The sequence below is a fragment of the Nocardia sp. NBC_00565 genome (genome assembly GCF_036345915.1).
Lineage (GTDB): Bacteria > Actinomycetota > Actinomycetes > Mycobacteriales > Mycobacteriaceae > Nocardia.
On sequence record NZ_CP107785.1, the window covers coordinates 8,279,101 to 8,303,027 of the forward strand.

The window sequence follows — 23,927 nt, forward strand, 5'->3', positions numbered from 1 at the left end:
GAATGCACTACAGGTTCCGCACGGTCACCGTGAGCGGACTGGCGCTGATCGCGGCCAGCACCGTCAGCGCCTGCACCAGCACTGTCGAGGCGTCCAGTTGTTTTCGCTGACTCCGGCGCGCCGATTGCCGTTGGGCCAACGCCGAAAGCCTCCACCGGAGGGCGGAGGCTCGTGGCGGAGGCGGTGGGTCAGCGGTTGGCGAGTTCGGCCAGTTGGTAGGCGAGCTTGGTGCGGACCGCGGGGATGCGAGTCAGGACCGATATCGCGGTGTTGCGGACCAGACGGGCGGGCAGCGGGCGCAGGGTAGCCATCTTGGTCATCCGGTCGGTGAAGGCGACGACGCCGAGAGCGACCGGGCGGCGGGTGGTTTCGTAGGTGTCCAGCACGGTGTCGGTCTCGCCGTTGACAACTCGGGCCAGTAGCGGGCCGAGGAAAGCGGCGTCCTGGATGCCGGTGTTCATGCCCTGACCGCCTGCCGGGCTGTGTACGTGGGCGGCGTCGCCCGCGAGCAACAGACGCCCCGCGCGGTAGTGATCGGCCACCCGGTGGTGCACCCGGAAGCGCGAGCTCCACAACACCTCACGGACTTTCACGGCACTGCCCGGGCCGCGGGTGTCGAGGATGGTTTGGATGTCCTCGATGGTCGGGTGCTCGGGGGCTTCGGTGATGGTGGCGACGACCCGGTAGCGATTGGGCTCGGTGTCGTCGGGCAGTGGCGCGACCACGGTCACGCCCTCGGGCGAAAGGTGCAGTGCCACTTCGTTGCGCGCGATCGGCCAGTCCATTCGGACGTCGGCCAGTACGAAGGATTCCGGGTAGGTGGCGCCGGTGAAGCCGATGCCCGCCTGCTCCCGGACGACGCTGTGCATGCCGTCCGCGCCGACCACATAGTCCGCGCGGATGCGACCGGTCGCGCCGGTGCCATCGCTGTATTCGACTGTGACGCCGTCATTTTCGTCCACGACCCGGGTGATCTGGTAGGGTCGGTGCACATCGCCGCCCGCCTTGCGCAGCCGCTCCAGCAGCACCGCCTCGGTGGTGTCCTGCGGAACCATCAGCGTGTACGGGTACTCGGTGGGCAGTCCGCCGAACGGCACGGTGGCCAGCGTGCGGTCACCGTCGTGCACCGTGAAGGCCGGCACCACGATGCCGCGGGCGACGAGTTCGTCGGCGATGCCGAGTTCCTGGAGCACCTCCAACGTCCGGGCGTGCACGACGGCGGCGCGCGAGGTGTTGGCCCCCTCGGCGAGCCGGTCCAGTAGGACGAAGTCGATTCCGGCATCGGCGAGGGTGATCGCGGTGGTCAATCCGGCCGGACCGGCGCCGACGATGACGACGGAAGTGGTCTCCGGCAGCGGGGTGGTGTTCATCGGAACTCCTAAGTCAACATCTGTAGGCCAACGCTTGTTGACAACCGTAGCGCGGATTGGCCAGTGAAGTCAACAGCTGTTGGCCTACACTTGTTGACATGAATGTCGAGCCTGATCAACCGCCTGCGCGCCGCTCGGATGCGACCCGCGCGGCCATCCTGGAAGCCGCCCGCGCCCGCTTCGCCGCCGAAGGGTTCCGCAAGGCGACCATCCGCGCCATCGCCGCCGACGCCGCGATCGATCCGTCGATGGTGATGCGCTACTTCGGCAGCAAGGGCGGACTGTTCGCCGCGGCCGTCGATGTGCGCCTGGACCTGCCGGATCTCGCGGCAGCCGAACCGAATACCCTCGGCGAGTTGTTGATTCGCCGATTCCTGGCGATCTGGGAGGACCAGCCCGATAACAAGGTGCTGGTGATCCTGCTGCGCTCATCGATCGCCGATGAGGGTGTCGGCGAACGCTTTCGGCAGATCTTCGCCGAACAGGTGCTCCCCGCGGTGCTGCGCTTCGGTGATCCGGCCGACGCGCAGCGCCGCGGAGGTTTGATCGTCAGCCAGTTGCTCGGGCTCGCCCTGTGTCGCTACGTGCTCGAGCTGCCGCCGGTGGTCGGCCTGACACGCGACCAGATCATCGCGGACATCGCACCGACCTTGCAGCGATACCTGACCTCCGCACCCATTTAGACGTGCGCGCCGCCATCGACGTGAATCGTTGTGCCCGTCATGAATTCGCCGTCATCGGAAGCGACCATCGCGACCACGCCCGCGACCATCTCGGGCGAACCGAGCAGCGGGCCGATGGCCGGAGCCATCTTGCTCAGCAGGCTCGGGTCGATATCCGGCGGCACGTCCAACAGGCTGTAGGTCATGGCCGTCTCGATACCGCCGGGCGAGACGCAGACCGCACGCAGATTCCGCTTGCTGTACTCCAATGCCAGCACTCGGGTGAAGGCTTCCAGCCCGCCCTTGCTCGCCGCGTACGCCGCCCGATACGGCGCGGCATAGGACGCGGCATTCGAGCTGATATTGACCACCACACCGCGCCCGGAGTCCAAGAGTGCGGGCAATGCGGTCCTGGTCACCAGGAACGATCCGGTCAGATTGGTGCCGAGGACGCTATTCCACACCTCGGTGCTGGTCTCGTGGGTGTGCGACATGCGCACGATCCCGGCGGCATTCACCAAAACGTCCAGACCGCCGATCCCGGCGATCGCGGCCGGGATGGTGTGGGCGACGGCCGGCTCATCCGAAATATCCAGCACCGCAACGGTCAACCGGTCGCCGAGTCCCTGATCCAGCGCGAGTTGCTCGGTCTTGGTGAGGCCATCATCGGTCCGGCTCACACCGACGACCGTCGCGCCCTCCACGAGCAGCCGCAGGACAATGGCTCGGCCGATACCGGAACCGGCTCCCGTTACCAGCACTCGGCGCTGCGCGAAACGATTCATACGCTCTGCACATCCCGCTCGCCGAGCAGCCGCGCCAATTCCGGCAGCCGGTCGAGATCGGTTGGCTCGGCGACCAATTCGACCGGAAAGGGCCGAACCGCGGGTTGCGGCAGGCCCGGCCCGAGGATCAGGCCGCCGCGGACGCCGATGCGATCCATCTCCTGGATCAACGGCTCGTAGCGGGCGGGCAGCAAATTATTGTGCAGCACGAAATCTCGGATATCGTCGGCGGTGGTCAGGCTGCGCTGTCGCACGGGCGAGCAGACCGGGAATTTCGGATCGCGAAAGGTCATTCCGTCGACGAAACCGTGCATGAAATCCGCGGCATGCTGCTGTAACGGCGAATGGAACGCACCCTTGTACGCGTCCAGGACGAACATCTGCCGGGTATCGGACGCCGCCTCGATCTCGGCCAGAATGTCCTGCAGCGCCGTGCGATAACCCGACAGCACGAACGATCGGTGCACGTCATCGATAGGACCGGTATCCACCGCGAGGTGCACACCGGGGCGGCGTTCGCCGTAGTAATTCGCCGGATCGTCCTCGATCGGCACGTACATCAGTCCCATCCCGTGCGCGGCAACACCTTCCGGCGATTCCGGCACGAGTCGCCGATGGTGCAGCATGCCGAACAACTCGTGTCGCTCGACGGCTCCGGCCACACTAGTGCTGATCAGCGCGCCCAGGCTCAAACCGCCTGCGGCCTCCGGTTCGAAACCGTGCGCGGCCAGGTCCTCGGCCAGCCCCAGCGCGAATGCCGCCTGGCGCAATGCGCCGAGGCTGTGCCGATCCTCCGGCGCGTTCGCCAGTTCCGCGGCCATTTCCCTGGCGCGCAGGCGGTCCACCGATAATCCGGTGACCGCGGCGGCCTCTGCATAGGCGAGCGTGATGGATGGACACCGCTCACAGAACTCATCGATGACCTCGGCCGTCAGGCTGACCTGGCCACCGAACAGAAAAGAAACCCTCATAGCATTTCCTACCCACGCCGGGGCCGCGCAACGGCGACACCCCCAGTGCGTTTATGTGAATCACGTTCGACTGGAACGGAATTGGCGGCGCCGCCATATCGAATACAACAAGTAGGCCCCGCAATGGGCAAGAGTTTCGCCGGACCAGGCGTTGGCCACCCCATGGTCGGTGGTACCACCGACCAGTAGTAACTACCGGCCGAGTCGGCCGAGGAATTCCAGCATCAGCTGGTCGATCTCGCACGCGTGCGTCAGATTCGGCATATGCGCCGCGCCCTCGATCTTGTGGAATTCCGCGGGGCCGCCGAGTCCCTTTGTCAGTGCGTCCATGGCGTCATGATCGAAGGCGGGATCGGAGGCGCCACGCATCAATAATGCGGGGCAGGCGATATCGCCGATCAGATCGGTGATGTCATCCACATTGACCAGGCAGTCGGCCGCCGCGGCGACACGTTCCCGGTCACCGTTCAACCATTTCGCCAGCCACGGTTGATGATCGGCCCGGTCGCCACCGATGATCAAACCCGCGACCATCTTCGCGATCGCCGCCAACGGCGCGGTACCGGTCCAGGCATCGGTGACCTGGCGGTAGCCGATCCGCTGCACCGCGCTGTAGGACAGCGCCGAGCAGCCGAGCAGGATCAAGCCGTCCACCCGCGGCGGGCACAGCAATGCCATGCGCAGCGCGGTGAATCCGCCCTGTCCGGCACCGCCGACGACCACCCGATCGATGCTGAGCCGGTCGAGCACAGCCCAGGCGTCGCGGGCCAGATCCCAGAAGCTGAATGTGCTGTCGTCGTGCTCGGTCAGCCCGTGCCCGCGCGCATCGATCGAGATCACCCGGTATTTCGGCGTCAGCGCGGCAACCTGATTCGCGAACATCTCGTGATCCATGAAGAAGGCGTGCCCCAGCACCACCGCTGGCCCGGTTCCCCCGCTGTCGACGAAGTGGACTTTCGCGCCAGCCGAGGTTACGAAGGGCATAACCGTGCTCCTGTCAGACTGCATCCCGCGAAGGGAGCAGCCTAACAAGAACCGGTTATACCAACGGTTTTCACCACCGCACGGGCAACTCCTCGACACCGCCGGTGAAGGTGCTGGTGCGCATCGGCACCGCGGCCGGGTCGACGGCCAGCCGCATGGTCGGGAAGCGGGTGACCAACTGGGTGAACACGGTGTGCAGTTCGATGCGCGCCAGCGGTGCGCCGATGCAGTGGCGCGCGCCGTACCCGAAAGTCACATGGGAGCCGTTTTTGCGGGTCACGTCCACGCGGTCGGGATCGGCGAAGACCGTCGGATCATGGTTGGCCGCAGTCAGATCCAGCAGGACGAGATCGCCCGCGTGCACCTCGTTGCCGTCGATCCGCATATCGGTGCGCGCGTACCGGGGCATCTGGGTGGCGTCGCCCACTCGCAGCAGTTCCTCGATCGCGGTCGGCACCAGGTCCGGATCCGCTACCAGTGCTTGCCATTGGGTCAGATTCTCCAGCAGCCGTTTGGCGCCCACCCCGATCTGCACCACCGTGGTCTCGTGGCCGCCGAACAACAACCCGAGTCCGAGGGTCGCGATGCCCTGATCGGACAGGTCGTCCCTGGCACACAGATGCGACAGCACGTCATCGGCGGGATCGATACGTTTGCGCTGCACCAATGCCATGAAGTACTCGAACAACCCGGCGACACCCTGCTGCACCTTCGCGCCGTCCTGCTGCTCGCCGAGCGCTTCGGTCCAGGCGCGGAACTGATCGCGGTCCGCATAGGGCACACCCAGCAGTTCACAGATGACCAGCAGCGGCAACGGCAGCGCGACCGCGGTGTGCAGGTCGGCGGGTGAGCCCTGTGTGGCCATCTCGTCGAACAACTGTGTGGTGAGCTCTTCTACCCGCGGCCCGAGATCGCGCATCCGGCGCGGCGAGAAGAACGGCACCACCAACTCGCGCAGCCGGGCCTGATCGGCGGGTTCGGTCTCGAAATTGCCGAGCGGTCCGCCGAAGAACACCGAATCCGACACCCGCGCAGCGGTTTCCGGCGTTGGGTGGGCGCGGCCGAGCCGGGGGTCGGCGAAGAGCGTCCGCACCTGCGCGTAGCTGGTGGCCAGCCAGCCTTCGTCGCCCAGTGCGGTCCGCGTCCGGCGGATGGTACCGGTGACCGGACAACCGTGCGTTGATTCCACGGTCATGGCGCACTCCTTTCTGAGTTCTTTGACGGGACAACTGATTTCAGTCGGCCGGGTGCACTCGTAGCAGATTGCCGCTCGTAGTTCCGACCAAGAATTCGCGGTCGGGCGTTACAACGATCGAGGTCATCGGTTCGCCCATCAGGATGGTGCAGGTCGAATGATCTTGCGGGTTGATGCGTACGAGTCGTCCGGAAGTGGTGGCGTCATAGAGCAGGCCGTCCGGGCCGATGACCAGGTCGTCGGGCAGCGGTGGCGCGCCGGGGCCGGCGGCCAGCTCCGCGACGATGGTCGCGTGTGCCGGGTCGTCGAGCGGGATGCGCAGGATCTGGCCGTTCGGGCTGAGATACAGCGTGACGTAGAGGACATTGCCGTCGACCAGGATGCCGTCGGCACCGAAATGCCTGGCCTGGTCGGACCATTCGGTGTCGACGCGACCATCCGGCTGGATCCGGATGACTCCGGTCGAGGTGTCGGCGACGAAAAGGTTGCCCGCCGCATCGAATGCCGCGCCATTGGCCATCCCGAGACCGGAAACGAAGGTCTCGGCCTCCGGGTTCTCGGCGTTGGGGTCGATGCGGACCACACCGCCACCCGTCGCGCCGGGCACCAGATTGGTGAGGAAGTTCCCGTACGTCACGTAGATCCGTCGGTCCGGACCGAGTTTCACCGCGCCGGGATAGGGGATGGCGACAGTAGCGGTCACCCGACCGGACGGGTCGTAGCGCACGACCTCGTTGCGCCGCACCCGCGAGACCCAGAGGTCGCCGCGCGCGTCATAGGCCAAGCCCTCCGCCCAGTCTTCATCCCGCACGACGGCAGCGGCGGCAATGGTCACCGCAGCCGGTTTACACGAAACCGGATCGGCCACAGCGGAAGTCGGAGCAGCCACACCGACGAGAACGCAAGCGATCGCGATGCCGATCCGAGCCGTGTTCACCATGCGACGGGCAGCGAGGTCAAGCCCTTGGTGACCACGTTCTCGCGCACCGGCAGGGCGTCGGGATCGACCGTCAAATGCAGGGTCGGGAAACGAGAAATGAGTTGACCGAACGCGACCTGCAATTCGATGCGGGCCAGCGGCGCGCCGGTGCAGTAATGCAGGCCGTAGCCGAACGCCAGATGCGCGCCCTCCGCGCGAGTTACGTCGAGTTGGCGCGAGTTGGTGAAGATTTCCGGATCATGGTTGGCCGAATCGACATCCAGCAGTACCAGATCGCCCGTCCGGACGGTGACGCCATCGATCTCCATATCGGTGCGCACATAGCGGGCGAAGGCAGTGGAGTCGTGCACCCGCAGCAGTTCCTCGATCGCGCCCGGTATCAACTCCGGCTGCTCCACCAGCTTCTGCCATTGCGCCGGATTCCGCAGCAATTGCACTGTGCACAGGCCGATTTCGACGACCGTGGTTTCGTGCCCGGCCAAGAGCAACCCCATGGCCAGCGTCGCGATGGCATCATCGGCCAGGTCCGGCACCTCGCACAGCTTCGCCAGCACGCCCTCGCCCGGCTCACGGCGTCGCCGTTCGACCAGCGACTTGCAGTAGAGGAACCATTCGGCCCCGGCCTGTCCCGATTTCGCGCCGTCGCTGGTGTCGAACAGTGCCTCGCTCCAGGCGCGGAACTGCGCGCGATCCTCGTAGGGCACGCCGAGTAGTTCGCTGATGACCAGCAGCGGCAGCGGTTCCGCGAAGGCCTTGTGCAGGTCGGCGGGCGAGCCCTGCTCGGCCATATCGTCGAGCAGTTGCGTGGTGAACGCGGCCACCCGTGGCGTCAGTTCGCGCATCCGCTTGGCCGAGAACATCGGATTCAGCAGTCCGCGCATGCGCGCGTTATCGGCGGGCTCGGTCTCGAAGTTCCCGAACGGCCGACCGAAGAACACCGATTCCGAGGACCGCGCGGCGGTTTCCGGCGTCGGATGCGAACGACCGAGCCGCACGTCGGTGAACAACTCCTTCACCTTGCGATAGCCGGTCACCTTCCACGCTTCGTCGCCGGTGGCGGTGCGGACCCGGCTGATCGAGGTGGGCGTGGCGTCTTTGCCGGTGAAGGGGCAGACGAGTTCCGACGAATCTGCGGTCATGGCTCACTCCTCGAGCTACACAAGAACTTGTACAAGATAGCTTAAACATAAGCGGTTGTATCATTCCACTTGAACAAGGAGGTGATGTCCTGCCGAAGAACCCCACGTCCGCGACGGCACCCGCGCGACGCATGCCGCGCGCCGAGCGCCGCGAGCAGATCCTGGCCGCCGCCACCCGTGCTGTCGCCCGAAACGGCTTCAGTGCAACGGGTCTCGATGACATCGCCGCCGAAGCCGGTATCACGCACGTGATCCTGTACCGGCACTTTGCCTCGAAGGCCGACCTGTACCGGGCCGTGCTCGAACGGGCCTACACCCGACTCGGCGATGCGGTCGGGACCGAAAATATCGACGGCACCAGCATTTCCGCATTGCTGGCCGCGGCTTCTGCGGATCCGGAGGCCTTTCGGCTGCTGTTCCGCCACGCGGTGCGCGAGCCCGAATTTCGCGATGTCACCGATCTGGTGCGCAGCTACTCCACGCTGCTCGCCCAGCGGTACCTCACTACTGCGATGGCGGACGGGCCGTGGCAGGACTGGGCGGCACAGGTCATCCCCACCTTCATCCTGGACGCGGTGATCGCCTGGCTAGATGTCGGTCAACCGGACCTCGACGATGCCGCCGCGCGGATCAGCCGTGCGGCGCTCGCGCTGATCGAGGTTGCGCAAAGCGGTGCAAGGCAAAAGGATTGAGGCTGTACACGGGAGGAGGCATATGGACTATGCGACAACGCGCAGCGATTCGATGAGGGGTGGCGGCCGGGAGACAGACGGGCTGCGGGTGCCGACGCTTGCCGAATTCGTGCGCGCGCGGCGGCTGCGACCGACCGCGGCGAATCCGACCGGCCTGAGTCGACAGCAACTGGCCGAGGCGATCCACTCCAGCGTCGGCTACCTCGCCAAGATCGAACAGGGCGGGGCGTTCAATCCGAGCCCGTCCGTGCTCGATGCGCTCGCCCAGGTCTTCGGCCTGGACCTGGATGAGCGCGTGCACCTGTATCACCTTGCGCAGCAACGGTTCACCGACCGCGGACCGCAAGAGTCCGGTCCGCCCGTTCGCAAAACACTCGACGCCTTGACCCCACATCTGGCGGCCGCACTGGACGACGGCTGGCGCGTCATCGAATGCAATGCCCCGTTCGACGAGGCGTTCCCCGGCCTACACCCCAACGGAAACGTACTGCGCTGGATGTTCACCGATCCACGCGCACGGCTGGTGATCGAGGAATGGGAACAGGAGGCCGATCTGATGGTCGGCCGCTTCCGCAGCTACACCGCCCGTGCCGGTGCGCAGACCGAAATCCAGCCGCTACTACGAGAACTGGGCACACAGCCCGACTTCCACCGCCTGTGGAACACCGGCCGGGTATACATCGGCCGCCGCGACCCAACCATTCGGCTCCGAAATCGTAAGACGGGCAAACCATTCGAAATTCACGTCCAACGATTCCGCACTACAGTCCCCGAGCCGACCCGACAACTTTTCGTAGGGTTGCTCGAGGACGACGGGGCCAGGTAACGGTTCCGATTACTCTGAGCCGGAGGCAGCTGTGTCGCTATGAGGCGGGTGGGAAGTAAGGCCGAGGTGTCGTTTGCCACCGTTGTGGGACCGGGGTGTTCCGGTCGCGGGCCGTGTGCTGATAGTGACTGGTCGATGGGGTGCCGGTAAATTCGGCGCCCGTTTCTCCGTGGTCCGCGAGGGGGTCAGATTCTCGCCAGAGGGGGTTGTGTGAACGGTTGGTCCATCGGTTCTGGCATTACCGTTGTTGCCGTGTCCTCGGTAGTGCTTCGGCGAGCCCTGACTGATCGCGGTGGGCTGGCTCTTCGGCCGCTGCCGGAGCGGGTCGAGGTCTTGCTGGAGAGTCTGGACGCTCCGCCCCGGCTTGGAGCGCACTTGCGGGCGGTCCATGATGTGGCCTGCGAGTTGATGGACTCCCATCCGCCCGCGCGTAGCGGAATTGCTCCTGCGCCAGATGTCGGCTCAAAGGGACGGCGCCAGACTTGCAGACCGGCCGCTGTACCCGCGCAGTCGGCATGGTCCAGGCGAAGGGATCCGTGGGTACGGTGGCGCTCACCGATCAGGAGGTAGGGGAGCTCTAGGCTTGCACCCGTGGTGGAGGCGGAGTTCTGGCGCGACGCTGCGCTGCCCTTTCTCGAGAGCAGGCGGGCCTGCCGCACGGTCTCCTGCTACAAACCGCACTCCCACGATTCGATGTCCATCGGCGTGGTCGACGAAGGACGCAGTGTGTTCACCGGCGCACCCGGCGGTCCCCTGCAGCTGACGGCGAGGAGCGTCGTGGTGATCCCCGCCCACCGAGTCCACGCCTGCAACCCCGTCGAAGGCCGGTGGAGCTACCAGATGCTCCACGTGGACGAGACCTGGCTCGCCGAATCCCTACCCGAACTCGATATGGGGGCCGATCAGAGCCCGCGGCGCCCGCGGCCGGTGCGCATCGTCCCCGAGCCCGGCGGATACGCTGCGTTCTGCCGTCTCAACGAGGTGCTGTTCTCCGGCGCCGACCCGCGCGAGAAGGAAGAACTGCTCGTCACCGTCCTCGACGAGATCCTGACCGCACCCGCTGATATCGTCGCCGGCGCCAGGGCCCGTGCGTCCGACGTGGCCGTCGTCGCCCCGATTCTCGAGTACCTCCGCACCTCGAATATGCAGGTCTCCCTCGGCGACCTGGTCGTGGAAACGGGCCTGAGCCGGTTCCAGCTGGTTCGGCGGTTCCGCGCCGTCACCGGGCTGCCTCCCCTCGCCTGGCAGATCAACGAACGCATCATCAGAGCGCGCTCCCGGCTCCGCGAGGGCTGCGGCCCGGCCGAGGTCGCTGCCGACCTCGGCTTCGCCGACCAGAGCCACTTTCACCGGACCTTCAAACTCCGCACCGGGGTCACGCCCGGCGAGTACCGCGCCGGCGCCACCAACTGAAACGGGCACACCGGTCCCGCAATTTCGTTCAAGACACCGCTGCGGCGACTCCGGCACAGTGGCTCGGTCCCGTACGCGTCCGAGCACAGAGGAAGAATGAACCAATTCGCTGCCGTGGCCGGTGCCCACTTCCTTGCCCTGTTGTCCCCGGGCCCCGATTTCTTCCTCATCGCGCATACTTCGATGACCGACGGATGGCGTCGCGCGATCGCCGCGTGCGCGGGCATCGCGGCCGCGAACGCCGTCTTCATCGCGACCGCGTTCGCGGGCCTGTCGATACTGCGGCCGGGCGGTATCGCGTTCACCACGGTCCAGATCGCGGGTGCCGCCTTCCTCCTGCAGCTCGGAGTGGGCCTGCTGCGCTCGGCCGGTGCCGCCTCGATCGAGCCGGCACCGGCCCGCGGCACCGCGCGCACCGCCGGAAGCCGGTGGAAACTTGCCGCGATGGGGTTCGCCTCGGCCGCCCTCAACCCCAAGAACGCACTCTTCTACGCGGGCCTCGCCGCCGTTCTAACGGTCGGCGCGAGCACGGGACACCTTGTCGCATACGGCATGTGGATGTTCGCTGTCGTACTCGGCTGGGACGTGCTCGTATCTGTCCTCATCGGCAACCGCGTCGTCCTGACCAGATTCGCTCGCGCGCTCCCGATGCTCGAACGCGCATCCGGCGTAGCGCTGATCGGGCTGGGTCTCGGCATCCTCCTGACAACGGCGTTCCACTCGGATGTGTAGCCAGCAGTGTCGCGGTCTTAGGGTGGCAGACAACCGTGCCGACGGGAATCAGCCCCCGCGCGGTTGAGCAGTCCCCCGAAAGCGCGCCGCACTGGTGCCGGCTAGGGCCTCAGCACGATTTTGCCGTGGGTGTGTCTGCGTTCGAGTTCGGTGTAGGCCTGACGAACCTGTGTCAACGGGTAGACGTTCGCGATCGGGACTTCGAGGTGTCCGTCGGCAATCAGGCCGGCCAGTTCGGCGAGCACCTCGGCACCCGGCCTCGCCTTGGTCCCGGGTTCAGTCTTGACCCCATACTTTGCGGCTGCCGCGAAATCTGCGATGGTGTCGATCCGCTCGATTGCGACGCCCAGGGCGAGGGCCAGTTCGACGTACCCGTCGCCGTAGGTGTCGATGAAGGCATGGACGCCGTGGGGTGCGGCGGCCTCGAGCCGGTCCATGACGCCGTCACCGTATTCGACGGGGATCACGCCGTGGCTTTGCAGCCATTCGTGGTTGGCCTCGCTCGCCAGTCCGATGACCGTGGCTCCGGCACGGCGAGCGAGCTGAACGGCGAGCGAGCCGACTCCTCCGGCCGCTCCGGAGACGACGACGCACTCACGCTGCTCGAGCTGTACGGAATGCACTGCACCCCATGCGGTCACGCCGGCGACGTAGAGGCCGCCCGCCACCTCCCACGAGACGTTCTTCGGTTTGGGGGTGAGGTTGTCGACGTCGACCGGGACCAGCTCGGCCTGGGCAGCCCGCCGCTCGGAGAACCCGATCACCTCGTCGCCGGCTGAGAATCGGTCGGCTCCGGCGCCGATCTCGGCGACGACTCCGGCGAGATCGCTGCCCTGCCCGGACGGAAAGGTCGAGGGAAAGATGTCCGCCATCGCCCCGGTGCGGATGGCCGCCTCACCGGGGTTGATGCCGGCCGCTTTCACCTGCACGAGGACCTGCCCGTCCCCGGGCACCGGGCGGTCGACCTCGTCGATCCGCAGGACGTCGATTCCGCCGAATTCGTCGTACCTGACCGCCTTTGTCATGCCCGTCACCAGGGCACCACCCCTGCGTCGTCGAAGAATCCGCTGGTCGGTCCATCGTCGGGCAGTGTCGCGAGCCGGATTGCGATCGCCGCGCCCTGCTCCGGTGTGCGGACGCCGCGGAAGCCGTTGAGGTCGGTGGCGGTGAAACCGGGGCAGCCGGAGTTGATCAGGATGTTGGTGTCGCTCAGTTCCTTGGCGTATTGGATGGTGACGGCGTTGAGGAAGGTCTTCGACGCCAGATACGCGGCGGGAACCGGGCCCATGTCGATGCCGGGCGTGGTCTGCAGGGCGAGCGAGCCCACGCTGCTGGACATGTTGACGATTCGCGGTGAGGCCGAGCCACGCAGCATGGGCAGCATCGCGTTGGTGACCCGGATGACGCCGATCACGTTGGTTTCCACGACAGCTCGCACGGTCGCGGGATCGACCGTGGTGGGTGTCTGTGGCATACCGCCGGTGATCGCGGCATTGTTGACCAGAACGTCGAGCCCTCCGGCATGGTCGGCGATCAGCTCGGCCGCGGCGGCGACACTCGCGTCGTCGTCCACGTCGAGCGGCACGCCGAACGCATCGGCCCCGGCCGCGCGCAGCTTCTCCACCGCGGTCTCGCGGCGTTGTTCATCCCTCGCGCCCACACCGATTCGCCAGCCCAGGGCGCCCAGGCCCGCCGCGATCTCGTATCCGATTCCTTTGTTCGCGCCGGTCACCAGCGCGATCGTCCGTTCACTCATGCCGTCGATCATGTTGCGGACTCGGGTAAGGCGTCCAAGACCGATCGGGTGGGCGGCGATACCGCACGGGTATTGGTCGTGGTCGGCGCCGGATACGATGACATGGTGGAGACGCGGGAGTTGCGATACTTCGTCGCCGTCGCCGAGGAGTTGCACTTCGGGCGGGCGGCACAACGGCTCGCGATGGCGCAGCCGCCGCTGTCGCGGGCGATCCAGCAGCTGGAACGGCGGCTCGGAGTCGTTCTGCTGCACCGCAGTTCACGCGCAATCACGTTGACCAAGGCCGGGTCGGTGCTTCTGCGGGAGGCCCGGTTCGCTCTCGAAGCGGTCGAAGCCGCCGAGCGCCGCACCCGCCGCGCCGCTGCCGACCGACCCGGTCTGGTGCTGGCCGCCAAGGCAGGAGCGTCCAGCGAACTGTTGTCGAAGCTGCTGGACGCCTACGCCGCCGAACCCGACGCTGTCGCGGTCGAGGTGGTGCTGCGCGGGCCCAGCGAACCGGAAAGCCTGCTACGCAACGGGAGTGCCGACGTTGCTCTGCTCCACCGGCCCTACGACACGACAGCCGGATTCGACACCGAGGACCTGCACACCGAACAGCAGATCGTGGTCCTGCCCGCCGGGCACCCCCTCGCCAACCGGCCCTACGTGTCGATGGCCGAGGTCAACGCCCTGACGGACCTGCCCCTGCCGCGCTGGCCTCGCCCGGATGGAAGTTATCCGGAAGGCCCCGGCCCGCAGGTTCGCGACCATACCCAGTTGACCCAGCTGATCAGGCTCGGACGGGCCTGTGCGGTCATGCCCGAGTCGCTGCGAGCCCAGCTACGCGACGATCACGCCGTCGTGCCAGTGCCGGACGCAGCCGCCGTCACGACCGTCATCGCCTGGCCACCACACAGCAGATCCAAAGCCGTCGCCGACCTCGTCCGGACGGCGATACGCCTCTAGCCGACAACATCCGCAATCGCCGTGCGCGCTGAGCCTGCGCGGTACCTCGGAAGATCAACGGGCAGAGCGTCGTACGACCGCCCGCAGTCCGCGCTCATGCCGAATGCCGTGCGAATGCGCCGCGCCGCCAGGCCGCCAACAGCGCACCGACAGTGACGCCAGGCTCGGGCATATCCAGCAAGGCGAATTGTCGAACATATGTTCGACACTGAGGTAGGCTGGTTCGGGTGAACATACATTCGATCGCGGCGGCGCCGGATGCTCCAGCACCGGGATGGCCGGAACTGGCCGATGTCGATTTGCTGCGCACCCTCGTCGAAACCGAACGCCGTCGGAGGCGACTGGATGCTGCCATGCGCGCGGCCGTCGCCGAAGCCGAGCGTCGTGGCCTCGCCGCAGACACCGGCTATCGGGACACCGTGGAGCTATTGACTGATCTGCTGCGGATCAGTGCCCACGAAGCGCGCCAGCGAATCGAATACGCGGCTCCGCAGGCCCGCTCGCGTTCCAGAAAGGTATGGAGGGTGCTGGCGGCAGCAAGCTGAGGCCGAGCCCGCTGCCTCGACCTCTGTTCGGAGGGCCGCGAGGACCGACTGCACGTTCACCGTGTAAGCGCCAGCACGGGCCGCATCCACTGTGGCTCGTTCCGAAAGGCGCTGTATCACCGGAGGCGGGCGGTTCGAAGCGGCCATGCGGCAGGACTGAAAGATCAACGAGCCGAGCTCATCTCGACCGGACGAACGTACTGACATGCCGTTGCGACACGAGGTCGCACGATGCGAGTGAACTCGCAGATAGGAGGGCCGAATTCGGTTTCGGCTGTGTGAGTTTCTGGCTCGTGCTCGATGCCCGGCCCCGTTCTGACGTGCGTTGCTGGTAACGGCAGGGTGCGAAGCTCAGAGGAACGCCGAAGGGTCTCCGTTCCATCCGGGGGCCACGGGCCAGGGGCAGGCCGGACGTTGCGACACGATGTTGCAGGAGTTGAGTGGGTGAGCTGTTTGGAGGTTCGGCTGATGTCGAAGGTGTAGCCCCAGGGCAGTGTTCATGGCCCTGTCCTCAGCCTGACGTGCGCCGCTGGTGACGGTGGGGTGCGAAGCTCAGGCGATCAAGCCCAAGGACGCCCGCTCCATCCGGGTGTTACAGGTGAAGAGGAAGACCGGCCGGGCGAACGTGAGTGAACCCCCGATGATGCCCCGTCACTTCCAACCCCGTGGATGGAATGCAGTGCTGGGGTCTAGGACTGGCCGCAGAGAAGCGGCAGGCGCCAGCTGGCTACGTCCGGTCAGCTGGAAGAACACCGCCGTCCCGGGGTGCAGGGGGCGCCCAACCCGGTCGTATCTCGCTCGTGCAGAACGTGACAACCCCGATGGGGTCCGGACCCGGAATGCGTCCGGTAAGCCGACCGTGAGGAAGGCCCAAATCCCCAGCGGGAGCAGGACGATCCCAAAAGCCAACGCCGGTGGCCGAAAGGCAACAGGAAACCGGGACCGTGAGCGGCCCTCCGCCGCTGGTCGCGCATAACTGGCCGGATACGGGTTGCTGCCCGGACTTGAAAGGGTGCCCACGGGGATCGGGTGAGCCTGCGGAGATCCGATGGCCGATGAAGCTGGAACTGAGGGACAAGTTGGACGTTATGGCGGTGCTCGACGCGATTGTGGTCGTGGACGGTGTCGGGGTGACGAACGGACCCGAAGACACGCCTGTGGACTGGCAGTCGATTGATTGGCGGCGGGTCGAAGGCGATGTAGAGCGGTTGCGGCAGCGCATCTTCGCGGCGTCGAAGGCAGGGGACCTGGCGAAGGTCCGTAATTTGCAGAAGTTGATGCTTCGGTCCCGCTCCAACACGCTGTTGAGCGTGCGGCGGGTCACGGAGACCAATGCTGGTCGCCTGACACCGGGCGTCGACGGCAAAGTAGTGCTGGAGCCTCAGGACAAGGCTGAGATGGCTGACTGGGCGCAAAAGTATTCGAGGTCGTGGGTGCCCAGACCTGTCAGGCGGGTGTATATACCGAAGGCCAACGGAAAACGACGCCCGCTCGGTATTCCCGTGATCGCCGACAGATGCCTTCAGGCTTTGACGGCCAACGCGCTGGAACCGGAGTGGGAAGCGCGATTCGAACCGAAGTCATATGGATTTCGGCCGGGTCGTGGCTGCCACGATGCGATTGAGGCTATCTTTCTGACCGCGAAAGGTGTTAACGCCAAGCGGTTGTGGGTTCTCGACGCAGATTTGGCGGCGGCGTTCGACCGAATCGATCATCGCCACATAATAGCCAGTCTCGGTTCGTTTCCCGCGAGGAAGATGATCGAGCGATGGCTTAAATCGGGTGTGGTCGACAAGGGTTGGTTCACGCCGACCGAGGAAGGTGTTCCTCAGGGAGGTGTGATCAGTCCTGTGCTGTTGAATGTGGCCTTGCACGGTATGGAGCAAGCTGCTGGGGTCCGTTACTGCATGACCGGCAGACATGCCGGAAGTGTCCTGACGAGTAGCCCCATCGTGGTTAGATACGCAGACGACCTGGTCGCATTTGCTCACTCCCGTGAGGAAGCCGAACAGGTCAAGGCACGGCTGGCCGCATGGCTGGCTCCGAGAGGGCTGAAGTTCAACGAAGAGAAAACGCGCATCGCTTCTCTTCAGGATGGCTTCGACTTTCTAGGCTTCAATGTGCGCCGCTACGGAGGCAAGCTGCTGATCAAACCAAGTAAGGCGGCTTTGCAGCGAATCCGGGAACGGCTCTCCGTTGAGATGAAGGCCCTGCGAGGGGCCAACGCGGAGGCAGTGATCACCACGCTCAACCCGATCATCAAGGGATGGGCTGCCTACTACCGGACGGCGGTGTCCAGCAGGGCTTTCGCCGCGCTGGATAATCACATGTGGCACCTGACCTTCAAATGGGTCCGGCACAGCCATCCGAACAAATCGAGGAAGTGGGTTACTATCCGCTACTTCGGTGCGTTCAACAAATCCAGAAGCAATGTGTGTGTTTTCGGTGACCGCGACAGCGGCGCTTATCTGCACAAGTTCGCCTGGACCAAGATAGTCCGACACCAGATGGTCAAAGGAGGGGCGTCTCCGGACGATCCCGACTTGGCCGAGTACTGGGCCGAACGACGTCGCCGCAAGAGAAACCCACTCGAAACTGCCGGGCTGCCTCGAATTCAGTTGCAGCGCGGTCGTTGTCCATTATGCGGGGGTCTGTTGCTACACGCTGACTACGAGCCACAGACCCCACTCGAATGGGAGAAATGGCTCAAGGTAATCCGCCTGGCGATTCGCAGACAAGCAATCGCCATCTCTGCGGAATTTGGCACGTCGGACAAACCCGCCGCGCTCCGACTCGTACACACCCATTGCCGAACCCGGCGACAACCCAGGGGCGGCAATGAATCGGCACCTGCACCTGCCAAGAGCCTTCAGGGCTTGCTTGAGCCGTGTGCCGCGATGAGTGGCACGCACGGTTCTTAGGGGGCGCGGGCACAGCAATGTGCCCGCGCTACCCGGCGGTGAATCGCGTGAACCTTCGTTGATGTCTCGTAAAGCGGACCCTGTCGATGGGATGTGTGTTGGCGGGGAGTAGGGGCTGGCCGTTGTGAAGCGGCAGGCGCCGGTCGGGGACGGCACTCGGCCGGGAGAGCACCGCCGTCCCCGGGATATAGAAGGCACCCTCCCCGGCCGTATCTCGCGCGTGTGGAATGTGGTAACCCCGACGGGGTCCGGGCATCGAAGCTGGTGTCCGGTAGGCCGACCGTGAGGAAAGCTGAACTCCCCGAGCGGGATTGGGATGGCCCGAGAAGCAAATGCCGGTAGCCGAAAGGCAGCGGGAAACCGCGACCGGTAGTCACTGGCCCCTCCGCTGGTGCGTCGTGGATAACCGGCCGGATACCGGACCAGGAAGTGTCCGGACCTGAAAGGGTGCTGACGCGGGCCAGGTGAGCCTGTAATGGAGATGTGGCCAAGACGCTGGAACCGACGGACAAGTTAGACGCCGGGTATCCGGTGAACGGACCAGAGGACGAGCGTGTTCGATTGTGCCACTGTGGGATTGGCGGCATCGTGAGGATGCGCGTGTACGGCGTCGTACGGCACCATCACCGTCGCGGGCTTGCTTGAGCCGGATGCATAGCAATGTGCACGTCCGGTTCTTAGGGGGGCCGGGCGCAGCAATGCGCCCGGCCTACCCGGCATTATGTGTTTCGTGCGCCACGAGCGCTCAGGCTGGGCACCAGCAGACAGTTGATGGGCCCGTCTTGCCTCGAGCCTGGACAGACCCGCGCCGCTTCGGCGGTGCTGGGCGATTCAAGGTTCCGTTTCGTTCTCACGCGAGATCGGTAGGCGCAGAATACAATTCGATCTTTAAAACGCGTATCAAGCTGCACGGCAGGTGTTCTCGATACGGTAATGAAAGGCGTTCGATTTCACCGCAGTACAGCACGGTTGCCGCACGGCACAGTTCGGAAGCGAGAAGGGGTTCGTCATGACTGTAGTGAAAATGACCGATTTGAATCTCAGCGGGAAGCGTGTCCTGATCCGTGCTGACCTGAACGTACCCGTCAAAGACGGAAAAGTTACCTCCGACGCCCGTATCCGAGCGACTCTCCCGTGAGGCCCGTTTTCATGGCATGGGTGCGATCAGTTCTATGGTCGGGAAATAGCCGCGATACCGGGCAGCGTCACGTGTGAGCAGTCGATATCCGGCGACTGCGGCATGGGCGCCGATGTAGAAGTCGGGCATTGGGGAGCGCTTCTCGCCGCTGTTACGGCGATAGCGCTGAAATGCCTTGCCCGCCAGGAAGCCGGCTCGGAACGGTAGGGCTTCACGCTCGAACTCGTCGGCGGGCAACAGATCGTCGAGATCTTCGACGGTGTCGTACCCGACGGAGACCTCCGCGTAGATGATCGGGTTGATGACCACTCGGCCGGAATCGAGGGCCTCGGTGATTCGATCCATTGACCAGGCCGCCCAGTGCTCGTCATTGGTCATGACATCGAGTAGGACGCACGAATCGATCAGGACGGCCGGTCCGCCTATCGGCGTTGGACTACTCGCCACGGAGCAGATCCATGATCTCGTCCGTGCTCATGCCTTCGATATCTCGGCTGTCTGCGGTTCCGCGGAGCCGCCGGACGAGTCGTTGTCCACGAGTAGGGGCGCCTTCGGTGCGCACGATCCGAAGGGCGCCATCGACCTCTATGATTTCGACGTCGTCGCCCTCGCGCAGATTGTGCTTGGCGCGCAGCTGTGCGGGGATTGTCACCTGGCCCTTGCTGTTGAGCAACACGGTATCCTCCTCGAGCCGTACCTGTAATACGTGTACTACGTAATACTAGCGCGAGCGGCCTGACCAGCACAGTCGCGCCAATAACAACATTTGATGTGTCGATAACTTCGCTCTAGGTGAAAGTATCGGTGCGCACCACCCTCTTATACGCATTGCCCCAGAGCCGTGCGTACGACCTCACCCGGCTCACGGTCGGACCGAGTGGTCAGAGTCGGTGCGGCGCGGATCGGCAATGACCGGGCGGCCGCGTGAACGACAATCGGCCCGCCGGGGCAGGTCCGGCGGGCCGATCGGGTGCGGATGCCGCCTCTTTCGGCGACCTGCAAGCAGTTGCTAGCTGACCGTTTCGAGCGACCTGCGAGCAGTCGCTAGCGACGAGGTCAGGCAGGGGTTTCCGCGAGGAGCGAGCCGAGGGCGCGCAGGTGGTCGGTGGCTGCGCCGAGGGCGAATTCGTTGTGTTTGGCGGCGGTGAAGTAGTTGTGCACGATGTGGTCGCGGTCGATGCCGACGCCGCCGTGTACGTGCACGACGGTGTGGGCCACTCGGTGTCCGGCGTCGGCGGCCCAGAACTTGGCGGTGTGTACCGCTTCGGCGGCGGCGAGATCCTCGGAGACGCGCCAGGCCGCCTGGGTGACCGCCAGCCGCAGGCCCTGCACGTCGATGTAAGCGTCGGCGAGGCGCTGGGCGACGGCCTGGAAGCTGCCGACGGCCTTGCCGAATTGTTCACGCTCGCGGGCATATTCGGCGACCAGCTCGAGTGCGCGTTCCAGGGTGCCGAGCTGCTGAGCGCTCAGGCCGAGCCAGGCTCGGGTCAGGATCCAGTCCAGGATTTCGGCGCCGGAGTCCACCGTCGCGACCAATTCAGCTGGGGTGTCATGGAATTCGACGCCGAATTCGGCACTGAAGTCGACCACGCCCTGCGCTGTCACTGTGACAGTCGGATCGCCGGGGTCGACCAGGAACAGTGCCGCGGCGCCGGAAACCGTTGCCGGGATTAGGATTCGGGCCGCACTATCGGCATAGGGCACCGTGGTTTTGGCACCGGTCAGCCGCCAGCCGCCGTCGGTCTCGTGGGCCACCGTGGTCGGCTCGGTCGGCTCCCAGTTGTGCTCCTCGGCGAGCCCGGCCGTGAGGATGACGCTGCCCTCGCCGGCCTGACGCGCCCAATCCTGTTGTGCGGCAGAGCCGAAGCGCGCCAGCGCGCCCGCGCCGACCACGATCGACCACAGGTAGGGGACCGCGGCGACATGTCTGCCGAGTTCACGCAGTACGGCACTCTGCTCGAGCGCCCCGAAGTCGCCGCCGCCCACCGACTCGGGCAGTGCGGCGGCCAGCACGCCGGTCTCGGCGAGCGACTGCCACAGCGGTTGATCGAAACGGCCCTGGGTATCGAGTTCGCGGATCCGGTCGGCGGTGACCAATTTGGCGCAGACCTCGGCGGTCAGGCGGGTCAGGTCGAGCTGGGCTTCGGTGGGAGTGAAATCCATGGTGTCTACCTGCTTTCTCAGCGCGCCGCGGCGGGTTGCTTCAGTGCGGTCATGGCGATGATGTCGCGCTGGACCTCGTTGGTGCCGCCGCCGAAGGTGAGGATCAGGGCGGCGCGATGGAACCGCTCCAACCGTCCGCGCAGTTCCGCGCCGGGGGAGTCCTGGCGCAGATAGGCCTGCGGGCCGAGGATTTCCATCAGCAGTCGGTAGGCCTCGGTGGACAGTTCGGTGCCGTAGACCTTGCAGGTCGAGGCGTCCCACGGGCGCGGCGCGGCATCGCCGCCCGCATCGGCGCGGCTGGCGATCTCCCAGTTGAGCAGCTTCAGATATTCGACCTTGGCCTGCACCCTGGCCAGATTGAGCCGCACCCATTCCTGATCGATCACCCGGGAACCGTCGCCCGCCTTGGTGTTGCGGGCCCATTCGGTGGTCTGGTTCAGCGCAACGGTGAGCGGTCCGGCGGAGGTCAGCGCGACGCGTTCGTGGTTGAGCTGGTTGGTGATCAGCGCCCAGCCACCGTTCTCCTGGCCGACCAGTGAACTCGCCGGGACGCGAACGTCCTGGTAGTAGGTGGCGCTGGTATCCGGTCCGGCCATGGTGTGCACCGGGGTCCAGGAGAAGCCCTCGGCCGTGGTCGGCACGATGAGCATGCTGATGCCCTTGTGCTTCTTGGCATTCGGATCGGTGCGCACGGCGAGCCAGACATAGTCGGCGTACGCGATCAGGCTGGTCCACATCTTCTGGCCGTTGATCACGTAGTCGTCGCCGTCGCGTACGGCGGTGGTGCGCAGGCTGGCCAGGTCGGTGCCGGCCCCCGGCTCCGAGTAGCCGATGGCGAAGTGCAGTTCGCCCGCGGCGATCTTGGGCAGGAAGAACTTCTTCTGCTCTTCGCTGCCGTAATGCATGATCGTCGGCGCCACGGAGTTGATGGTCAGGAACGGCACCGGCGCGCCGGCGATGGCCGCCTCATCGGTGAAGATCAACTGATCCATGGTCGGGCGGTCCTGGCCGCCGTATTCCTTGGGCCAGGCCAGGGTGAGCCAGCCGTCGCGCCCCATCTCCTGGACGACCTCGCGATAGACGTTGCCGTGCCCGTACTCGCCGGTGGTCGCGCTGAGCGCGGCTCGGCGCTCCGGGGTGATCAGCCGCGCGAAGTAGTCGCGCAGCTCCGCGCGGAGCTCTTCCTGCTGCGGCGTGTACGCAATGCGCATGGCAAAACCTCTTGGGGGATGGTCAGCCGACGGAGCTTGCGGAGTCGGCGGGGGTGGGTAGGCAGAGCCTTCGTTCGATGTCGGTCAACCGATCATTGCATATGAACTGAAACATGTTCCAGTATTGACGGCTAATGCGGTCGATGGCGGCGCGCGACACCACATCGTGTTGTTAGGCTTCGATCAGAGGATCAGTGAAGGAGTTGCCATGAAGGTCAGTGTCGATCTGGACCAGTGCGAGGCCAACGGAATCTGTGTCGGATTCGCTCCCGACGTCTTTGAACTCGATGACGACGACGTACTGCACATCGTGGATGGCGAGGTGTCGGAGGATCGGCTCGATGATGTGCGCGACGCGGTTGCTCAGTGTCCGAAAGCGGCCCTGCGGCTGGAATGACGGGTGCTTGCCGTAAAAAGGAACACGTTCTAGAGTCGGCCCCGTGAGTGAGCGAAGCGAGCGAACCGTGTCACAGCGTGTTTCACACACGGCGGAGCCGAGCGCCAGCGAGGTGCAGCCGTGAGTGATGTAGACAACACGGGTGTGAGCCTCGCGGGCAAGGTGGCCATCGTGACCGGCGGTGGCGCCGGACTGGGGCGCGCCGAGGCGCTCGCCCTGGCGGGTGCGGGTGCGTCCGTGGTGGTCAACGATCTGTCGGAATCGGAGGCGGTGGCCGAAACCCTCGCCGATATCCGGGCGCTCGACGCCAAGGCGGAGTTCGTCGCGGGCAGCATCGCGGAGCGTTCGACCGCGGACGCGCTCATCCGCACCGCCGCGGAGGCGTTCGGCAGCCTCGACATCGTGGTGAACAACGCGGGCATCACCCGGGACCGGATGCTGTTCAACATGACCGACGAGGACTTCGACGCGGTCGTCGCGGTGCATCTGCGCGGTCATTTCCTCTTGACCCGCAACGCGGGCGCCTACTGGCGGGCCAAGTCCAAGGAGGCGGGTGCGCCGATCTACGGCAGGCTCGTCAACACCTCCTCCGAGGCCGGTCTGCTCGGCCCGGAAGGACAGGCCAACTACGGCGCGGCCAAGGCCGGCATCACCGCGCTGACGTTGTCCGCCGCGCGCGGACTGTCCCGTTTCGGCGTGCGCGCCAATGCGATCGCGCCGCGGGCCCGCACCGCGATGACCGAAAAGGTCTTCAGCGCCGCGCCCGAGGGCGAGATCGATCCGCTCTCGCCCGATCATGTGGCCCGGTTGGTCGCATTCCTCGCCTCGCCCGCGGCCGACGCGGTCAACGGTCAGCTGTTCGTGGTGTACGGACCGATGGTGGCGTTGATGGCCGCACCGATCGTCGAGCAGCGCTTCGACGCGGCCGATGGCCTGTGGTCGGCAAATGATCTCGCCGCCACGCTCGGCGGGTACTTCGCTGAGCGGTCTGCTGGGCGTACGTTTTCTGCGTCCTCATTGATCGATCTGGGTCCGTAACGATTGCTGGAGGCTCGGTTGGCGACGTCGCGCGGCGCGTTCGAAAACCGTTAGGGTCGCTCAGTGATGGCAGGTGCCTTCGATCAGCTGTTGATCACATGACC

General features: G+C 65.5%; 24 protein-coding genes and 1 pseudogene. 11 read left to right on the plus strand and 14 right to left on the minus strand.

Annotated elements, in window-relative coordinates:
- Nucleotides 1-7: 7 nt before the first annotated feature.
- Both OG874_RS38195 and OG874_RS38200 read right to left on the minus strand, forming a co-directional pair.
- Nucleotides 8-139 (minus strand): hypothetical protein, encoded by a 132-nt coding sequence (locus tag OG874_RS38195; protein ID WP_330251899.1) that lies wholly within the window; start codon nt 137-139, stop codon nt 8-10.
- A 49-nt stretch (nt 140-188) separates the two neighbouring features.
- Nucleotides 189-1,370: an FAD-dependent oxidoreductase gene (locus tag OG874_RS38200; protein WP_330251900.1), complete on the minus strand. Its 1,182-nt coding sequence runs from the start codon at nt 1,368-1,370 to the stop codon at nt 189-191.
- Nucleotides 1,371-1,468: 98 nt separating this feature from the next.
- Here OG874_RS38200 and OG874_RS38205 point away from each other — a divergent pair, with 98 nt between their 5' ends.
- Nucleotides 1,469-2,053, plus strand: coding sequence for a TetR/AcrR family transcriptional regulator (locus OG874_RS38205; protein WP_330251901.1), 585 nt, complete (start codon nt 1,469-1,471; stop codon nt 2,051-2,053).
- Here OG874_RS38205 and OG874_RS38210 read toward each other — a convergent pair.
- The 6 genes from OG874_RS38210 to OG874_RS38235 all read right to left on the minus strand — a co-directional run bounded on the left by OG874_RS38210 (nt 2,050) and on the right by OG874_RS38235 (nt 8,046).
- On the minus strand, nt 2,050-2,817 hold the full coding sequence (locus OG874_RS38210) for an SDR family NAD(P)-dependent oxidoreductase (RefSeq protein ID WP_330251902.1): 768 nt from the start codon (nt 2,815-2,817) through the stop codon (nt 2,050-2,052). The two genes, OG874_RS38205 and OG874_RS38210, sit on opposite strands and share 4 nt — an antisense overlap.
- A complete protein-coding gene (locus OG874_RS38215; protein ID WP_330251903.1) occupies nt 2,814-3,788 on the minus strand; it encodes a hypothetical protein in 975 nt (324 codons plus the stop codon). The genes OG874_RS38210 and OG874_RS38215 overlap by 4 nt, the downstream gene beginning before the upstream one ends.
- 192 nt (nt 3,789-3,980) lie before the next feature.
- Entirely contained in the window at nt 3,981-4,772 is a 792-nt protein-coding gene (locus tag OG874_RS38220; protein ID WP_330251904.1) for an alpha/beta fold hydrolase, read from the minus strand.
- A gap of 70 nt (nt 4,773-4,842) precedes the next feature.
- Nucleotides 4,843-5,967 carry a cytochrome P450 gene (locus OG874_RS38225; protein WP_330251905.1) on the minus strand — a complete coding sequence of 375 codons (1,125 nt, stop codon included), beginning with the start codon at nt 5,965-5,967 and terminating at the stop codon, nt 4,843-4,845.
- A 40-nt stretch (nt 5,968-6,007) separates the two neighbouring features.
- A complete protein-coding gene (locus OG874_RS38230) occupies nt 6,008-6,802 on the minus strand; it encodes an SMP-30/gluconolactonase/LRE family protein (RefSeq protein ID WP_330251906.1) in 795 nt (264 codons plus the stop codon).
- Between the two features lie 98 nt (nt 6,803-6,900).
- Nucleotides 6,901-8,046, minus strand: coding sequence for a cytochrome P450 (locus tag OG874_RS38235; RefSeq protein WP_330251907.1), 1,146 nt, complete (start codon nt 8,044-8,046; stop codon nt 6,901-6,903).
- Nucleotides 8,047-8,177: 131 nt separating this feature from the next.
- On the opposite strand from OG874_RS38235, the gene OG874_RS38240 reads away from it, so the two are divergent.
- The 4 genes from OG874_RS38240 to OG874_RS38255 all read left to right on the plus strand — a co-directional run bounded on the left by OG874_RS38240 (nt 8,178) and on the right by OG874_RS38255 (nt 11,709).
- Nucleotides 8,178-8,738 carry a TetR/AcrR family transcriptional regulator gene (locus tag OG874_RS38240; protein WP_330251908.1) on the plus strand — a complete coding sequence of 187 codons (561 nt, stop codon included), beginning with the start codon at nt 8,178-8,180 and terminating at the stop codon, nt 8,736-8,738.
- A gap of 22 nt (nt 8,739-8,760) precedes the next feature.
- Nucleotides 8,761-9,564 carry a helix-turn-helix domain-containing protein gene (locus OG874_RS38245; RefSeq protein WP_330251909.1) on the plus strand — a complete coding sequence of 268 codons (804 nt, stop codon included), beginning with the start codon at nt 8,761-8,763 and terminating at the stop codon, nt 9,562-9,564.
- 591 nt (nt 9,565-10,155) lie between these two features.
- A complete protein-coding gene (locus OG874_RS38250) occupies nt 10,156-10,977 on the plus strand; it encodes a helix-turn-helix transcriptional regulator (protein WP_330251910.1) in 822 nt (273 codons plus the stop codon).
- Nucleotides 10,978-11,073: 96 nt separating this feature from the next.
- Complete coding sequence (locus OG874_RS38255) at nt 11,074-11,709, plus strand: LysE family translocator (RefSeq protein WP_330251911.1); 636 nt, start codon at nt 11,074-11,076, stop codon at nt 11,707-11,709.
- A 101-nt stretch (nt 11,710-11,810) separates the two neighbouring features.
- Here the strand turns inward: OG874_RS38255 and OG874_RS38260 are convergent, their stop codons facing one another.
- Nucleotides 11,811-12,734: an NADP-dependent oxidoreductase gene (locus tag OG874_RS38260; protein WP_330251912.1), complete on the minus strand. Its 924-nt coding sequence runs from the start codon at nt 12,732-12,734 to the stop codon at nt 11,811-11,813.
- A 5-nt stretch (nt 12,735-12,739) separates the two neighbouring features.
- Complete coding sequence (locus OG874_RS38265; RefSeq protein ID WP_330251913.1) at nt 12,740-13,465, minus strand: SDR family NAD(P)-dependent oxidoreductase; 726 nt, start codon at nt 13,463-13,465, stop codon at nt 12,740-12,742.
- 48 nt (nt 13,466-13,513) lie between these two features.
- On the opposite strand from OG874_RS38265, the gene OG874_RS38270 reads away from it, so the two are divergent.
- The 4 genes and pseudogenes from OG874_RS38270 to pgk form a co-directional block, all read left to right on the plus strand.
- Nucleotides 13,514-14,410, plus strand: coding sequence for a LysR family transcriptional regulator (locus OG874_RS38270; RefSeq protein ID WP_330251914.1), 897 nt, complete (start codon nt 13,514-13,516; stop codon nt 14,408-14,410).
- 227 nt (nt 14,411-14,637) lie between these two features.
- A complete protein-coding gene (locus OG874_RS38275; RefSeq protein WP_274750416.1) occupies nt 14,638-14,955 on the plus strand; it encodes a DUF222 domain-containing protein in 318 nt (105 codons plus the stop codon).
- Between the two features lie 1,055 nt (nt 14,956-16,010).
- The gene (gene ltrA, locus OG874_RS38280; RefSeq protein WP_330251915.1) at nt 16,011-17,876 is read left to right on the plus strand and encodes a group II intron reverse transcriptase/maturase; all 1,866 of its coding nucleotides are present in this window, start codon (nt 16,011-16,013) and stop codon (nt 17,874-17,876) included.
- Nucleotides 17,877-18,885: 1,009 nt separating this feature from the next.
- Nucleotides 18,886-19,011, plus strand: a pseudogene (gene pgk, locus OG874_RS38285) (phosphoglycerate kinase); the annotation flags it as partial.
- 12 nt (nt 19,012-19,023) lie between these two features.
- Here pgk and OG874_RS38290 read toward each other — a convergent pair.
- From OG874_RS38290 to OG874_RS38305, 4 genes are all read right to left on the minus strand, one after another.
- Entirely contained in the window at nt 19,024-19,461 is a 438-nt protein-coding gene (locus OG874_RS38290; RefSeq protein WP_330251916.1) for a type II toxin-antitoxin system VapC family toxin, read from the minus strand.
- Complete coding sequence (locus tag OG874_RS38295; RefSeq protein WP_330251917.1) at nt 19,451-19,690, minus strand: AbrB/MazE/SpoVT family DNA-binding domain-containing protein; 240 nt, start codon at nt 19,688-19,690, stop codon at nt 19,451-19,453. The genes OG874_RS38290 and OG874_RS38295 overlap by 11 nt, the downstream gene beginning before the upstream one ends.
- 380 nt (nt 19,691-20,070) lie before the next feature.
- On the minus strand, nt 20,071-21,177 hold the full coding sequence (locus OG874_RS38300; RefSeq protein ID WP_330251918.1) for an acyl-CoA dehydrogenase family protein: 1,107 nt from the start codon (nt 21,175-21,177) through the stop codon (nt 20,071-20,073).
- A 17-nt stretch (nt 21,178-21,194) separates the two neighbouring features.
- A complete protein-coding gene (locus OG874_RS38305; protein WP_330251919.1) occupies nt 21,195-22,388 on the minus strand; it encodes an acyl-CoA dehydrogenase family protein in 1,194 nt (397 codons plus the stop codon).
- A gap of 208 nt (nt 22,389-22,596) precedes the next feature.
- Between OG874_RS38305 and OG874_RS38310 the strand changes: the two genes are divergently transcribed.
- Nucleotides 22,597-22,785, plus strand: coding sequence for a ferredoxin (locus OG874_RS38310; RefSeq protein ID WP_330251920.1), 189 nt, complete (start codon nt 22,597-22,599; stop codon nt 22,783-22,785).
- A 120-nt stretch (nt 22,786-22,905) separates the two neighbouring features.
- On the plus strand, nt 22,906-23,823 hold the full coding sequence (locus tag OG874_RS38315; protein WP_330251921.1) for a 3-oxoacyl-ACP reductase: 918 nt from the start codon (nt 22,906-22,908) through the stop codon (nt 23,821-23,823).
- Nucleotides 23,824-23,927: the final 104 nt, after the last annotated feature.

What these genes read in the sequence shown, in the direction of transcription:
- OG874_RS38200 (WP_330251900.1), bottom strand. Translation starts at nt 1,370, where the DNA reads ATGAACACCACCCCGCTGCCGGAGACCACTTCCGTCGTCATCGTCGGC.
- OG874_RS38205 (WP_330251901.1), top strand. Translation starts at nt 1,469, where the DNA reads ATGAATGTCGAGCCTGATCAACCGCCTGCGCGCCGCTCGGATGCGACC.
- OG874_RS38210 (WP_330251902.1), bottom strand. Translation starts at nt 2,817, where the DNA reads ATGAATCGTTTCGCGCAGCGCCGAGTGCTGGTAACGGGAGCCGGTTCC.
- OG874_RS38215 (WP_330251903.1), bottom strand. Translation starts at nt 3,788, where the DNA reads ATGAGGGTTTCTTTTCTGTTCGGTGGCCAGGTCAGCCTGACGGCCGAG.
- OG874_RS38220 (WP_330251904.1), bottom strand. Translation starts at nt 4,772, where the DNA reads ATGCCCTTCGTAACCTCGGCTGGCGCGAAAGTCCACTTCGTCGACAGC.
- OG874_RS38225 (WP_330251905.1), bottom strand. Translation starts at nt 5,967, where the DNA reads ATGACCGTGGAATCAACGCACGGTTGTCCGGTCACCGGTACCATCCGC.
- OG874_RS38235 (WP_330251907.1), bottom strand. Translation starts at nt 8,046, where the DNA reads ATGACCGCAGATTCGTCGGAACTCGTCTGCCCCTTCACCGGCAAAGAC.
- OG874_RS38240 (WP_330251908.1), top strand. Translation starts at nt 8,178, where the DNA reads ATGCCGCGCGCCGAGCGCCGCGAGCAGATCCTGGCCGCCGCCACCCGT.
- OG874_RS38245 (WP_330251909.1), top strand. Translation starts at nt 8,761, where the DNA reads ATGGACTATGCGACAACGCGCAGCGATTCGATGAGGGGTGGCGGCCGG.
- OG874_RS38255 (WP_330251911.1), top strand. Translation starts at nt 11,074, where the DNA reads ATGAACCAATTCGCTGCCGTGGCCGGTGCCCACTTCCTTGCCCTGTTG.
- OG874_RS38260 (WP_330251912.1), bottom strand. Translation starts at nt 12,734, where the DNA reads ATGACAAAGGCGGTCAGGTACGACGAATTCGGCGGAATCGACGTCCTG.
- OG874_RS38265 (WP_330251913.1), bottom strand. Translation starts at nt 13,465, where the DNA reads ATGAGTGAACGGACGATCGCGCTGGTGACCGGCGCGAACAAAGGAATC.
- ltrA (WP_330251915.1), top strand. Translation starts at nt 16,011, where the DNA reads ATGAAGCTGGAACTGAGGGACAAGTTGGACGTTATGGCGGTGCTCGAC.
- OG874_RS38300 (WP_330251918.1), bottom strand. Translation starts at nt 21,177, where the DNA reads ATGGATTTCACTCCCACCGAAGCCCAGCTCGACCTGACCCGCCTGACC.
- OG874_RS38305 (WP_330251919.1), bottom strand. Translation starts at nt 22,388, where the DNA reads ATGCGCATTGCGTACACGCCGCAGCAGGAAGAGCTCCGCGCGGAGCTG.
- OG874_RS38310 (WP_330251920.1), top strand. Translation starts at nt 22,597, where the DNA reads ATGAAGGTCAGTGTCGATCTGGACCAGTGCGAGGCCAACGGAATCTGT.